The sequence below is a fragment of the Maribacter sp. Asnod2-G09 genome (assembly GCF_045063795.1).
Taxonomy (GTDB): Bacteria; Bacteroidota; Bacteroidia; order Flavobacteriales; family Flavobacteriaceae; genus Maribacter.
The window spans coordinates 606509-622570 of sequence record NZ_JBEFOA010000004.1; the positions used below are offsets into that span (position 1 = coordinate 606509).

Here is a 16062-nt window from a genome sequence, read left to right on the forward strand (position 1 = left end):
TTTTAAGGGGAATTTTTTTATCTGTTTATGTATAGGTAACCCGACTTGTTAAGGTTGTTACCGTCATTCGCATATTTAATTACATAGAAATACACGCCAACTGGCAATTCTGAATCTTTACTTATCGTAGCTCTACCATCTGAAGACCCCACGAATACATTAGTTCTATTATCATAACCTGACATTTCATAAACAACTATTCCCCATCGGTTATAAATCTGTACTGTATTATTAGGGAATGACTCGATGTTCTCAATCCTGAAAAAATCGTTCGTACCATCACCGTCAGGTGTAATTACCTCATTGGCAACCGCTATACCTGAATCTACTACCTCAGCATTACAACCTGCCGCTAAAGTAGGTACCCCATTTAACGAGTCACATGGATTCAATGGATCAGTACCGTCTGTTATTTCTTGACCATCTGGTATTGTATCTCCGTCAGTATCGGCTTCATATGAATCTGTTCCGATTGCATCTTCTTGAGCAGTGGTTAGTCCGTCACCGTCACAATCACTATTTGGAAGTGCCGTACCACCAACATGATCACAATCATCTAAAGGATTTGTACCATCCAATACTTCCTGTCCGTCCAAAATACCGTCATCATCAGAATCAGAATCATTTGCATCAGTACCTAGCATAACTTCCTCACCGTCTAACAATCCGTCATTATCACTATCCGGATTATCGATATCAGTTCCTAGTGCAACTTCTTCGTCAGTTGTTAATCCGTCTTCATCACAATCGCTATCTGCTAATGGATATCCATTTACAGAACTACAATCATCTAAAGGATCTGTATTATCAACATTAACTTCTTGTCCGTCGTTAATTCCATCACCATCCGTATCAGGATTATTAGGGTCTGTGCCTATTGCAACCTCTTCGTTATCATTGATGCCGTCATTATCCGTGTCAACTGACACTGTTACCGCTCCTGTCCCTGTGTTTCCAGAAGGATCTGTAGCTGTAATATTAATTACATCTTGATCTACTAGAACTGGGAAGCTACCTGAATCTGGTATTGCCGTTTCCGTATCTAAACTCCAATCGCCACTGGCATCGGTAGTCACTGTATACGTTACATCGGGAATATTATCTCCATCTGTATCCAACTCAATTACTAAAATTTCATTAGCATTTCCTTGACCAGTTAATACCGGTGTAATATCTATAGTATCAAAACTATCGACCGTTGGATTTGCTAAATCAAGAGCTGCAGTATCTGTAGCACTATCTGGACCAACGTTACCGGCAACATCCGTAATAGTAGCCGTTACGACAATAGTACCTAAATCACCAGGATTCGTGATAACCACATCAATAAAGCCATTAGCTACATCAGCAGCAGTAAGCACCACATCTTGTGAATTACCATTACCATCAGTAACAGTTACCGTATCACCTGCAAATGTCTGAGCAGGAAGTGTTACACGTGCATCGATATCACCAGACAACTCATCAATACTGATCAATTCATCATTATTGGTATCTTCTGTAATTTCTATAATCGGTGCTAATGGATCTGTAAGGTCAAGTACTGCAGTATCAGTAGCACTATCAGGACCCACATTACCAGCAATATCTGTAATGTTTGCTGTTACTACTATTGTTCCTGAATCACCAGGATTAGCGATTATTACATCAATAGATCCGTTTGCGATATCAGTTGCTGTCAAGATTACATCTTGTGAGTTACCATTACCATCCGTTATAGTTACTGTATCACCAGCGACTGCATCAGGCGGAAGTGTAACCACTACATCTATATCACCAACCAGTTCATCTTCACTGATTAAGCCATCATTATTGGTGTCTTCTGTAATTTCTACCGTTGGTGCACTTGGATCTGTAAGATCAAGTACCGCAGTATCCGTAACACTATCAGGACCAACATTACCAGCAACATCTGTAATATTCGCAGTTATAACAATTGTGCCCGTATCACCAGGATTAGCGATTACAACATCAATGTATCCATTCGCAACATCAGCTGCAGTAAGCACCACATCTTGCGAGTTACCATTACCATCTGTAATAGTTACTGTATCACCAATTTCAACGTCTACAGGAAGTGAAACACGAGCATCAATATCGCCCATTAATTCATCTTCACTAATTAAACCATCATTATTGGTGTCTTCTGTAATTTCAACCGTCGGAGCCAAAGGATCTGTAAGGTCTAATACCGCAGTATCTGTAGCACTATCAGGACCTACATTACCCGCAACATCTGTAATATTTGCGGTGATAACAATCGTACCTGCGTCTCCAGGATTAGTAATTATTACATCAATAAATCCGTTCGCGATATCAGTTGCAGTTAAAACTACATCTTGTGAGTTTCCATTACCATCTGTAATAGTTACCGTATCACCAGCTACCGCATCAGGCGGAAGTGTTACCACTACATCAATATCACCAACCAATTCATCTTCGGAAATTAAACCATCATTGTTGGTGTCTTCAGTAATTTCTACCGTTGGTGCCGTTGGATCTGTAAGGTCAAGTACCGCAGTATCCGTAGCACTATCAGGACCAACATTACCAGCAACATCTGTAATATTCGCAGTTATAACAATAGTACCCGTATCACCAGGGTTGGCAATTACAATATCGATATATCCATTCGTAATATCAGTTGCAGTCAAGTCCACATCTTGTGAATTACCATTACCATCTGTAATGGTTACCGTATCACCAGCTTCTGCATCTACAGGAAGTGAAACACGAGCATCAATAGCACCCGTTAATTCATCTTCACTAATTAAACCATCATTATTGGTGTCTTCTGTAATTTCTACAGTTGGTGCCGTTGGAGCCGTTGTATCAAGTACTGCTGTATCCGTAGCGCTATCATCACCAACATTTCCAGCAACATCTGTAATAAATGCTCCTAATACTATTGTACCTGCTTCACCAGGATTAGCAATTATAACTTCTATGGAACCAGTTGCTATATCGGTCGCAGTCAAAATAACATCTTGCGAGTTTCCATTACCATCGGTAATGGTTACCGTATCACCAACTTCTGCATCAATAGGAAGTATAATTACTGCATCGATATCTCCAGACAATTCACTTGCACTGATTAAACCGTCATTGTTTACATCTTCTGCAATTTCAACCAGTGGCGCACTCGGAGCCAAAATATCGATTAATGCCGTATCTGTGGCACTATCCGGACCAACATTACCAGCAACATCCGTAAGGTTCGCAGTTACAACTATTGTGTTTCCATCACCAGGATTGGCGATTACAACATCAATAAATCCGTAAGCAACATCTGCTGCAGTTAATACCACATCTTGTGAGTTACCATTACCATCGGTAACCGTTACCGTATCACCTTCAAAAGTTGGTCCGACTAAAGTTACACGAGCATCGATATCGCCTGTTAATTCATCTTCACTGATGATACCGTCATTATTTGTGTCTTCGGTAATTTCTACCGTTGGCGCACTTGGATCGGTAAGATCAAGTACTGCAGTATCTGTATTACTATCAGGACCAACATTACCCGCAACATCAGTTACATTGGCAGTTACGTTGATAGTCCCTCCATCTCCCGGGTTAGGAATTACAACAATTATAAATCCGTTAGTAGCTTCAGCTGCCGTAAGTATTACATCTTGTGAGCCTCCATTACCATCTGTTATGGTCACCGTATCACCAGCTGCAATATTACTAGGTAGTGATATTGCGGCTTGAATATCGCCATCTAATTCATCTTCGTTTATTAACTCATCATCATTACCATCATCGATAATAATAACTGTTGGCGCACCAGGATCCGTAAGATCTAGTACTGCAGTGTCTGTAGCACTATCTGGACCAACATTACCGGCAACATCTGTTATGTTAGCAGTTACCACAATAGTGCCCATATCACCAGGATTGGCAATTACAACATCTACATATCCATCAGATACATTTGTTGCTGTCAAGACAACATCTTGAGAGTTTCCATTACCATCTGTAACCGTTACTATATCTCCTGCAAATACTGCTCCCACTAAAGTTACGCGGGCATCAATATCGCCGACCAATTCATCTTCGTTTATTAAACCATCGTTATCGGTATCTTCTGAAATTACAATAATTGGTGCAACAGGAGCTGTCGTATCAATTGTAGCAGTATCAGTTGCACTATCAGGACCAACATTACCCGCAACATCCGTTAGGTTTGCAGTTAATACAATAGTTCCGTTTTCACCAGGGTTGATAATTACGACATCTATACTGCCCGATGCAACATCTGATGCTGTAAGTATTATATCTTGTGAATTTCCATTACCCTCGGTTACCGTAACCGTATCACCAGCAACTGCACCAGCAGGTAGTGTTACTACTGCATCTAAATCACCTACTAATTCATCTCCATTAATTAATTCATCATCATTAACATCTTCAGTAATTTGAATTGTAGGAGCTAATGGATCCGTAAGGTCAAGTACTGCAGTATCTGTAGCACTATCAGGACCAACATTGCCCGCAACATCTGTAAGATTAGCAGTTACCACAATTGTACCTGTATCTCCTGGGTTTGCGATTACTACATCAACAAATCCGTTTGTAATATCAGTTGCTGTCAAAATCACATCTTGCGAGTTGCCATTACCATCGGTAACGGTCACGGTATCGCCTGCAACTGCATCAGCAGGAAGCGTTACACGAGCGTCAATATCACCAACAAGTTCATCTTCATTTATTAATCCGTCATCGTTAACATCTTCAGTAATTACTACTGTTGGTGCTAATGGAGCAGTTGTATCAAGTACTGCAGTATCTGTAGCACTGTCTGCACTTGTATTACCAGCAACATCTGTAATATTCGCTGTTACTACTATAGTTCCATTTTCACCAGGGTTGGCGATTATAACGGTTATATCTCCATTGCTAATATTAGTTGCCGTAAGCACTACGTCTTGTGAGTTTCCATTACCATCGGTAATAGTTACTGTATCACCAGCGACAGCATCGGCAGGTAGCGTTACTACTGCATTAATAGGTCCAGTAAGTTCAGAATCACTAATTAAACCATCATTATTGGTGTCTTCAGTAATTTCAACTATAGGAGCTATAGGAGCAGTCGTATCTATCGTCAACTCTAAGGTTGTAATATCTACTGTACTATTACCTGCTGCATCTGTGCTCGTTACCGCAACTTCATTTACACCGTTTACATTTGGAGCAAAAGTTCCGCTATCTGGAGTAACTGTTTCAGTATCTAGAGTCCAGTTTCCTGAAGCATCTGCTGTAGTTGTAAATACTGCACCGCCCACTTCTACGGTTACCGTAGAATTGGCTTCTGCAGTACCTGTAAGAACAGGTGTTGTATCATTTGTAATTTGACTATCGACTGTAGGAATCACAGGATTCGTAGTATCAATCGTTAACTCTAAAGTTGTAACATCATCTGTACTATTACCAGCAGCATCTGTACTTGTTACGGCTACCTCATTAGTACCATTTACATTTGGTGTAAATATTCCACTATCTGGAGTTGCCGTTTCCGTATCTATTGTCCAGTTGCCTGAAGCATCTGCAATAGTTGTATACGTTGCGCCATCAACTACTACCGTTACCGTAGAATTTGCTTCTGCAGTACCTGTAAGTACAGGTGTTGTATCATTTGTAATTTGACTATCAACCGTAGGAACAGCAGGCGGAGTAACATCTACCGTAAGCAAAGCACTATCTGAAGTTAAAGGAGAACATACAAAGCTAGTCTCTGTAATTATCACTCTATATTCAAAACCGTTTTCTGTAGTTGTTATACCTGTTAATGTCAGTGTTTCTGTGCTACTTCCCGAATAAATATCAGTTGCATTTGCGTCGTCAATATCAACGAAACCACCGCCCAATTGGTCATCTAATTGCCATTGATACAGTAAATCTGTACCGGTAGCAGTTACTGTAAATGTTTCTGGAGCACTTCCATTTGTCAATACATCTTGCGGTTGTTCAGCTGCTGTTGCTATGGTTGGCACAACACCTGGTTGTTGAAAATCGAATGCTGAATTTGTAGCACTATCTTCATTGTTAGGAGTTGTATATCCGTCAACTACGGTAGTACCGGTTACGATACCATTTGCATCAACAACTGTAGCACCGTCGCCCAAGATTCCGTCGCCATTAGGATCTGTAAATCCAGCTTCGATAACATCATTACATGCATCGCCATCAGCATCTAATTCCAAGAAATCAAAGATTCCATCGGGAGTAGTTTCAGAATCTGAAACCGTATAATTTACAGTTCCACTATTTTGTTGACCACTTGCTTGTACCGTATTTGGTATACCATCGGTACCCACAGCACCATCTACAACACCAGCTGTAAACGCTTGTCCACTTCCAGATTCTATCACATCATAAATACCATCATTATCGGCATCTAAATCAAAGTGATTCGGAACGCCATCACCGTCGGTATCGAAAATATCAACTATACCATCACCATTGGCATCAGCACCTAAATCGGTATCTCTATAATTTAATACTCCGTCAGAATCAGCATCGGCACTTGGATCAGTTCCAGATGTTTCATCCGTATCTAAAATACCATCATTATCATCATCTAAATCAATAGAATCTGCAATTCCGTCTAAATCATTATCATCAATACCAACTTCACGATAATCAACTTCTGGAGTTGTAGTTTTCGAAATATTTGGTAAATCTGAAGCTCCGTTGTCTTGATCATCATTGGTATCATAAAGAGCACCTGGTGTGTCAACATCATCATAATCATCTAAAAGACCATCACCATCATTATCTAAATTGTTAGATGCCAAAGTGAAACCTGCTTCACGTCTATCTGTTAAACCGTCTCCGTCAGAATCTAAATCTAAATAATCTGGAATTCCATCTAAATCTGTATCAATAGCTATTAAGCCTTCGTTACCCGAACCTTCATATGGATTCCCTAATCCATCGGTATCAGAATCTACTGTTCCTCTTGGCACATATGATGAAGTAAGTTGAGCCTCAACATTATCTGGAATACCATCATTATCAGAATCAATATCTAAATGATCTTCAATACCATCATTGTCACTATCAATACCTTGGTATATCGTATACTTTGGTGAAGAACCACCACCAGATGCAGTACCGTCAAGACTATTTCCTGAAGTTGTATTCGTAGTAGTGAATAATCCATTGATATCACAAGTTTGGAATAAAATAGATCCTAAATAATCTTGTGTAGCAAAACCTGTCTGTAACTGACCGGTAAAGGTTAAGTTAAGGTTTGTAGTTTCATAGTAGTTAAAATAAGCAGCTAACTTTGGTCCGAAATCAACTCCTGGCCACGTTTCGGCAGGACCTTCGAACGTTGCGGTACCTGTAGCTAAATTTTCTGTTACCGTAAGCAATGAATTACTATCTACAGCATATAAACCAGGTCGTGTAAGAGTAACACTCTCTTTCGTATTTGCACCATCAATATCATAAATGACACCACCAAAACGAATAAGGTTCACTTGAAAATCTGTACCGGTAGCTACCAAACGTATATTAAATGATATACTACCCTCTTCACCAGCAGCACTAGTACCATCGCCAACATCAAAGGTAGGCTGCCAAGCCTCATTACTACTACCTACTGGAAATGCATCTATAGAAGTTAAGGTTGCATTGTCAATATCAGTAATTTTAACAATGGCATCTAATACACCTAAAGATGATGTAACTACTGTTGAAAATCTATATTCTGCATTTAAAGTACCCGCACCAGAACCGGTAGCAGGTATATATGTACCTCCAATAAATGAACCTGCAGGTATACCACAAGCATCACCTTGCGTATCTGTAGGTTGGAAACCTAAAGATTCTACGTAATCTAAAATACCATCATTATCATTATCGATATCAACAAGATTATCAACCCCATCACCATCTGTGTCAATTGGGTCTAAATGCACATTTGCATCTCTAAAATCGACCTCACTTGTAAAAGGGTCTTGAGTATTTAAGAAAGTTGTTACATCTTGATTATTATTTGTAGCTCCGTTTGGATCTGCGATACCATTTGGTCCGGAGATACTTAAATCAAAAGCATCATCTAAACCATCATTATCAACATCATTTCCAGATGGCGGAAGAATCGGATCTAAGTTAACGTCATATCCATAAACCTCAAGTAAATCTTCTAAGCCATCATTATCAGAATCTTCATCTCTATAATCAGGTTTATCTGTACCATCTGAATTTGTTGGTTCATTGATAGATTCCCCAGAACCCGCAGGTGCAACTTCGTAATTATCAGCTAAACCGTTACCATCTGAATCTGCAGATGGAAAAAGATGACTTGAAGTTGATTGCCATTCAATATTATCTATTATACCATCACCATCAGAGTCAATATCTAAATAATCTGGACGACCATCTAAATCTGTATCTTCTGGTGAAGTTGTTAAGCTTCCGCCGTTATCAACATCAAAAGCATCATCTATACCATCATTATCAGAATCGTTTCCAGATAGTTGTACTAAAGCGGCATCTGTTTGACTTTCCACTAAATCTCTAATACCATCATTATCAGAATCGATATCTAAATAATCTGGACCAGCTGTCCCGTCAGAATTTACAGGAACAGTTGAAACACCAGCTCCATCTACACCACCATCTTCTAAAATATCTGGAATACCATTGGCACCCACACCACTTTCAGAACTATCTATATGCCCATTACCATTGGTATCTAAACTTCCATTTCCTGTTTCTACAAGATCCGGAATACCATCATTATCACTATCTAAGTCTAAACTATCTGGAATACCATCATCATCAAAATCACCCGTACCCTCTACTGTATCTGGAATACCATCATTATCATCATCTTCATCACAAGCATCTGGTAAAGCATCACCATCAGCATTTATTGCATCATCAAAACCTTCACATGCGTCTAAAGAATTTTGTACACCATCGCCATCACAATCACTTGTTGGTAAAGGACTACCTCCTATAGATTCACAATCATTTAAAGGATCTGTACCATCTGTATCTTCTTGACCGTCATCAATGCCGTCACCATCTGAATCAGGATTATATGGATCTGTACCATTGGTAACCTCTGTACCATTTATAATTAAATCACCATCACAATCTGCCGCTGCCCAAATTGGGTTTGTAGCATCATAACCTGTATAACCTGCTGCTTGTGCCGGACTACATGGATCTAATGGAGCAATATCTGTATCATCTGGAACACCATCACCATCAGTATCTGTACTATATGGATCAGTACCATTGGTTACTTCTGTACCATTTATTACTCCGTCGTTATCACAATCTGCCGCTGCCCAAATAGCATTAGTAGCAACATAACCGGTATAACCAGGAGCTTGAACTGGATCACAAGGATCAAGTGGATCATTGTCCACATCATCTTGAATTCCGTCACCATCAGTATCTGTATTATATGGATCAGTACCAAAAGTATCTTCTGTACCATTGGTAACATTATCACCATCACAATCTGCCGCTGCCCATATTGCATTCGTAGCAACGTAACCTGTGTAACCTGCTACTTGAACCGGATCACAAGGATCTAAAGCATTCGTATCTGTATCATCTGGCACACCATCACCATCGGTATCTGAACTATAAGGGTCAGTACCGTTTGTAACTTCTGTACTATTGATTACTCCGTCGCCATCACAATCTGCTGCTGCCCAAATAGCATTAGTAGCATCATAACCTGTGTAACCTGCTGCTTGTACTGGATCACAAGGATCTAAAGCATCTGTATCTGTATTATCTGGAACACCATCACCATCAGTATCTACATTGTAAGGATCCGTACCATTAGTAGCTTCGGTACCATTGGTAACTCCGTCGCCATCACAATCTGCCGACGCCCAAATAGCATTGCTAGCGTCATAACCTGTATAACCTGCCGCTTGTACTGGATCACAAGGATCTAATGGGTCAGCATCTGTAGTATCTGGAACACCATCACCATCAGTATCTGAACTATATGGGTCAGTGCCATTGGTATCTTCGGTACCGTTTAAAACACCATCACTATCACAATCTGCCGCTGCCCAAATAGCATTGCTAGCATCATAACCTGTATACTCTGCTGCTTGTACTGGATCACAAGGATCTAAAGCATCTGTATCTGTATTATCAGGAACACCATCACCATCAGTATCTACATTGTAAGGATCCGTACCATTAGTATCTTCTGTACCATTGGTAACTCCGTCACCATCACAATCTGCCGCTGCCCAAATAGCATTGGTAGCATCATAACCTGCATAACCCGCCGCTTGTACTGGATCACAAGGATCTAATGGAGCTGTATCAGTATTATCTGGCACACCATCACCATCTGTATCTGTACTATATGGATCTGTACCATTAGTAGCTTCGGTACCATTGGTAACTCCGTCACCATCACAATCTGCCGCTGCCCAAATAGCATTGGTAGCATCATAACCTGCATAACCTGCGGCTTGTACTGGATCACAAGGATCTAATGGAGCTGTATCAGTATTATCTGGCACACCATCACCATCTGTATCTGTACTATATGGATCTGTACCATTGGTAACCTCTGTACCATTATCTACATTATCAGCATCACAATCTTCTGAAGCCCAAACTGCATAATTTTCATCGCCTGGAGCACGCACTGTTGGTACGGTAACCTCACAAGGGTCTGATGGATCTGTACCGTTGGCTATTTCGAATCCGTTTGTTTCTCCATCACCATCACAGTCTAATGCATTCCAACTTGCTTCAGCGTTAGCTGCGACTTGATTTGTACTATATACACAAGGATCTAAAGGATCTGTATCTGTTGTATCTGGATCACCATCTCCATCGTCATCAAGATCACAAATACCAACCAATCCGTCGCCATCCAAATCTAAATCTTCAGTAGTTACTGCACTAACAGCACCTGTATTATAAGCAGCTGCCGCCACCAATCCGTTGGCTAATATTTTTCCTGAACCATCACTAACTGTTGCGGTATCGGCATCATTATATACCAAGCCATCACCATTATCGGCAGTACTACTTTCATATGCTTCATTGGCATCTGAACAACCATCTGCATCACTATCTAAATTTAAAAAATCTGGACTGCCCGTCGTAGTTTCCGTCGGAACTGTTCCTGTACCTGCTGTATTAGGGATACCTTCAGTACTTACGGCTCCATCTGCAATACCATTGGCATCTGCATCTGTACCACCTGATTCTACAACATCATAAATTCCATCATTATCACTATCTAAATCAAGCGTATTTGCTACACCATCATTATCATTATCACAATTTAAAACTGATCTAAATGCAAAACCTTCGTTTACGTGATTTGCACTTGAATTTATAGTACCATCTGCGAAATAACCAATATCCATAGGGAAAGTTATTCCTGTACTCGTATCTATCAATAAAGACCATTGCGAATCTGGCACCAATCTAGAAAGTCCGGCTGCATCAGGAGCCACTTGAAAAGGAGTTCCTGAAGTAATTACCGCACCATTTCCTAAATCTGTTTCACCCAATGGATCAGACAAAACTGCCGTACCGCCACCTGGCCATGTAATTGTAACTGTTTTATCTGCATTTTGAATTCCACCAACGTCACTGTTCGGCTCAAAAGAAGAAACCCTAATTGCATTTTGTACCGCATTTACTGGCTCTTGTAAAGTAAGTGTCATTTCTACGGTTGGATCTGTTCCTTGATTCCATCGTACTTGTAGACCATTATCGGCAGAACCGGTTTTATCTAAAATATTATATTCAGTAGATGTAATAGTAAACTGTTGACTTACTCCATTACCATTATTATATTCTCCTGTTAGTAATAGCGTATCATCTCCCGTTAAAACTGAGCCTTTTGCAGGAGTACATTCTAAAGCATTTGTTATACCATCATTATCATTATCCTCATCACAAAAATCGCCAACACTATCACCATCCGCATCATTATATAAGGGATGATTTGGTGAACATTGAGAACATGCATCTGACTGTTGTAAATTGTCTATAGATGTACCGGCTCCTTGAGAAGATCCCCCCGGAATACCAGCAGCATCTGCCGCAGCCGTAAGTTGAAAACTACCATCTATATCTGTATAATCATATGTTGCCGCACCTTCTAAAGCATCTGGGCAACCATCATTATCACTGTCTAAATCTAGATGATTATAAATACCATCATTATCTGTATCTAAATTATAGGCACATAAAATATTGACTGTCCACCCAATATTATCGGCATTAGCCGCATCCATCTGGGTGATTACAATTTTGTCTATTGGTTTATCGATATTAAATCTAAAGTTGGCTTCTTGACCACCTCCACCAATTATTGCGGCTATGGCATCTCCGGTAACAGGATCATAAGAAGCTCCCGACCCTATGGTTCCACTAAGTGCATAAATATCTGCCGGAAATTCTACTTGAACTCCATTATTAAAAAATCTAATATTTTGACTTTCATTATAAGATCCTGCTGCATTTCTAGCTAAACTTCTTACATTAAATTCTGTAGATAATATAAGTTCAGAAAATACAATTTCTGTTGAAGTACCTGTAACCCCAGAACTAGAATTACGGGTTTGCATATCTACCCTTACGGTACCATCTGTATAATTTGGGTTGCCAGCAGCAAAACTCCCTGAACCTATTGTAGTTGTAACAACTGCTGAAACACCACTATCAAAATCCTTTAAATAAGTAACTAAATCGCCATCATTACTATCTGCTGTTATTGTATTATAAGATGCATCTGTAAAATGAATATTTGTTGAAGCAGCTGCTCCACAGCCACTATTAGATTCATCAACATCTAAAATACCATCATTATCATCGTCTTCATCACAGGCATCACCAATAGTATCGCCATCAAAATCTGTAAACAACGGATGATTTGGAAGACATTCTGAACATGCAGTTGATTTTGCTAATTTGTCTAATGAAGTACCTCTACCCTGAGCAGAACCACTAGGTATACCATTGGCACCTACAGCTACAGTTAATCTAAGGTCACCATCTATATCATCATAATCATAACTTGCATCGCCCTCTAAAGCGTCTGGGCAACCATCATTATCACTATCTAAATCTTTACAATTTACAATACCATCACCATCGGTATCTGTAGTAGCTATTCTTGGAAATTCACCAATCTCCATTCTAAACTGTTGTGTACTTGGAAGGATATTATCATCCCAATCCATATAAAAATAAGTTGTACCATAACTCTCAGCAACGATTGCACTGGTTCCACCACTACCATTTGCCTCAATACTTGCATAACCAGAACCGTCATCTGTAGTAACTGTAACACTAGCCGGTGTATCACCATTAACATAATGCATTTGGCTATTTGACAAATACGTTTCAATCTCACCTGTACTGAATGCAACACCTGCTTCTGCCTCTCTTCTTATATCAACTGGCTCTGAGAATTCTAAAATAAACCCTGCATGACCACCCAATAAACTACCGGATGATGCACCCATGTAAAGTCGGGCATCATCTGGTTCATCAGAAACTGAAGTAATTGTTACGGTGATGCCTGCTAAATTTGCGTTTAAATCACCTAAATCGAATGTACCTATTAAGCCCCATTCATTATCACTACCAGTTCTACCAGACCAATAGGTTGTTCCTATTATTCTATTCCATTGAAAATCGACCCAGCTAACTGAAGTATCTTGAGTACCAATAACCGATACTGGTGGTGCTACACATTCATCTGTATCTAAAATACCATCATTATCATCATCTAAATCGCAACCATCTGGCACTCCATCATTGTCATTATCAGCACTATCGTCAAATCCTTCACAAAGATCTAAAGTATCTGGAACGCCATCATTATCATCATCTAAATTTTCTATGGTAATTTCTTCGGTAAGGTCGTCTATAGATGAATTAGAATCTGTTTGATCTTGAGTGTTAGAAATTGTATTTGTTATACTCTTAGTAGCGAACGGAGCATTAATATCATCGGCAGTAGCGACAATCACTAATGATTGCTTTTCACCTTTGACCATAGTGCCTAAATTCCATTCTGGATCTGTCCAAGTACCCCTACTTGGTGTTGCACTTGATAAAGTTAAACCGGTAGGCAAAACATCATTAATAACTAAGTTTGTAACATCATCTATACCTAAACTTTCTACCGTAATTGTAAATGTTATATTTTCTCCTTCTGAGTAGATTGTTTTATCTGCAGTCTTGGTCAAAACAATATCTGGATCACAGAAGAACATAGGTATTACATTAGAATCGTAAGAACAACCGCCCTTAGAAACTCTAACAAAAATATCCCCAATGGATGGAGGTGTAAAATCAATAGCATTTGCACCAGCTACAGCAATGCCATCTTGGTACCATTGGTAGGTATCAAAAGGTTCGTCTAGCGATATAGTTTCGCCTAAACACCCTAATCCAGAGATAGAGTAATCTACAGTAGGTAATGTATCAAAACCAGAAAAATACCCTCCAATGCCTAGTGCACCACTTAAACCAACAACTCCCACTGCTATGGGTCCAGAAGATTCTACCGAGATACTTCCTGTTAAACTAGGTAAATAAAAACTTTTCCACGGCAGCCCAGAGGCCATATTTGGTGTTGGTAATGTAACGACACCTGATCCATCTGTTACTACGATATTCGCATCTGGTGTTGTAGTAGATGCAATAATAGTTAAACCTCCATCAATATCTAAACCTACTAAATCTTCTATTTGAGCAATATTATTTAACGAACTCGGTAATAAACAATTTACCGGTGCAATAAAATTTAATCCATTTGTAGCCGGACTAGTACTACCCGCTAAACATTGGTATGCGTATACATTTTTAGAAGTAACTACAGTTACATTACTACCTGCCGTTGAACCTAAATAATTAGATCCTGGAATTAGAAAATAATCACCGTCGTTTATGGTTGCAATAGGAGTTGTAGCTCCGTTAACAAAAATCTCAGTACCATTTACGGTTCCAATTATTATAGGAAATTCAAGGGCATCAGACCCTCCTCCTCTAACAAAAACATATTCTCTTCCAAGTGTTTCAATAGGTACCGGTTGATCTATACCTGCATCTTGTGCACCGGACGAAGCGACTACTCCAACCAAAATATTTCCGTTACTAATGACAATATCTTTATCTGAAAGTACATCGGCACCTAACCAACCATCCTTGTTTGCATCTCCTAAAGCGCCTCTGTTCTCTACTACGTAACTTTGACCTTTATTCAGGGTTACCGTAATTGTATCAGCTGTTAGTCCATCAACATCTGTTCCGAGCCTAAATACACAATCCGGATTATAATCTGATATAGTAACCGTGGTATTATCTTCTGTAGCCATAATACCTAAGGTGGCATTATGTATACTTTTATTTCTAATTAATGGAGCGCCACCCCATTTAAAATGCTTCCCTATTGCAGCCCTACCTTTAGAAGTTAAAGAGGCACCCTGAACAGTATTTCTACCTCTATAATTCACATAAAACTTTTCCCCACCTGGAGCCTCAAAACGCAGTCCGCTAGAACTTAATACAACACCAACGTTTACATCATTAACCATGGTTATATCGTTCTGACCATTTGGCAATGTATAAACATAAGGTGCTAAGTTAGAAACGCTTACTACAGCCACTGGAGTAGTTAAAGTTCCTTGATAAATATTAACGGTAAAAGGTGTAATCTCTGGTGTAGATAAATAAACCGCTTGCTCGTTTAGATCGGCTGCTCTTTGTCGTAACGGTGGTAAGTAATGTAAATCACTAAGCTGTGCATAAGAACTTGCTATGGCAAAAAGCAAAAATACCAGCGATAATAATTTGTTCTTAAATTTAGAAGATTCTATTTTCATAATGCAATATTGAAGGGGGTGTTCAATGAAATAATATGGATGTATTGATAATTTTATCTCAGAACCAATTCGTTAATTTCTTTAACCTACTGAATATTTAAAATGATATTCTTAAAAAAAACCTAATCAGATTGAATAATTGACTCTTAAAAGACGTACACTACAATATCTATAGTTGAATAAATCGAAAGTGTCTGTG

The 16062-nt window shown here is 39.4% G+C and carries 1 protein-coding gene; it reads right to left on the reverse strand.

Going from position 1 to position 16062, the window contains the following annotated elements; translation table 11 throughout:
- Positions 1–17 precede the first annotated feature (17 nt).
- Positions 18–15863 (reverse strand): Ig-like domain-containing protein, encoded by a 15846-nt coding sequence (locus tag ACJJVT_RS09745; RefSeq protein WP_405398266.1) that lies wholly within the window; start codon positions 15861–15863, stop codon positions 18–20.
- Between the last annotated feature and the right edge of the window lie 199 nt (positions 15864–16062).

Coding starts and splice junctions, on each gene's coding strand:
- ACJJVT_RS09745 (WP_405398266.1), bottom strand. CDS start 15,863: ATGAAAATAGAATCTTCTAAATTTAAGAACAAATTATTATCGCTGGTA.